Origin of the sequence: Flammeovirga aprica JL-4 (assembly GCF_012844305.1) — a bacterium.
GTDB lineage: Bacteria > Bacteroidota > Bacteroidia > Cytophagales > Flammeovirgaceae > Flammeovirga > Flammeovirga aprica.
The window spans coordinates 1-566 of sequence record NZ_JABANE010000412.1 but is presented as its reverse complement, the minus strand read 5'-3'; the positions used below and the strand labels follow the sequence as shown (position 1 = coordinate 566).

At 57.6% G+C, this 566-nt stretch carries 1 protein-coding gene; it reads right to left on the bottom strand.

Annotated features, from left to right (window positions below; all coding sequences use genetic code 11):
* Positions 1-566 (bottom strand): MFS transporter (locus HHU12_RS34665; RefSeq protein ID WP_169661236.1); only part of this gene is annotated, 566 nt, incomplete at both ends.

Sequence of the window (566 nt, the reverse complement as noted above, 5' to 3'; positions counted from 1 at the left end):
TTAAGCCAAATAACAGAAAACCGCCTATATCGAAGCGTCGGCGCGGCGTTGTGAAATTTGGCATGTATTTACGGGCGTACAGAATGCCAATTACGCCGATCGGAATGTTTATCAGGAAAATCCAATGCCAGCTGGCCCAGGTAACAAATACCCCGCCGAGTACCGGGCCCAGAATCGGCCCCACCAATCCCGGCATGGTGACAAAGTTCAGGACCGGCAACAGTTCGCTGCGGGGGTAGGCACGCAGCAGGGCCAGCCTCGCCACCGGCATCATCATCGCCCCACCGATCCCCTGAATTACGCGAAAAATGACCAGTTCCGTTAAGGAACTGGAGAGGGCGCAGGCGAGGGAACCGAGGGTGAACAGGCTAACGGCGATGATAAAGACCCGGCGCGTGCCGAAGCGATCGGCCAGCCAGCCGCTGACCGGGATCAGCATCGCCACCGTCAGCGTATAGCTGATAATGGCCGACTGCATCGCTAAGGGAGAACGATTAAGACTGTGGGCGATAGCCGGGAGGGCGGTGTTAAGAATGGTGGCATCCAGCGCCTGCATAAAGAAGGCC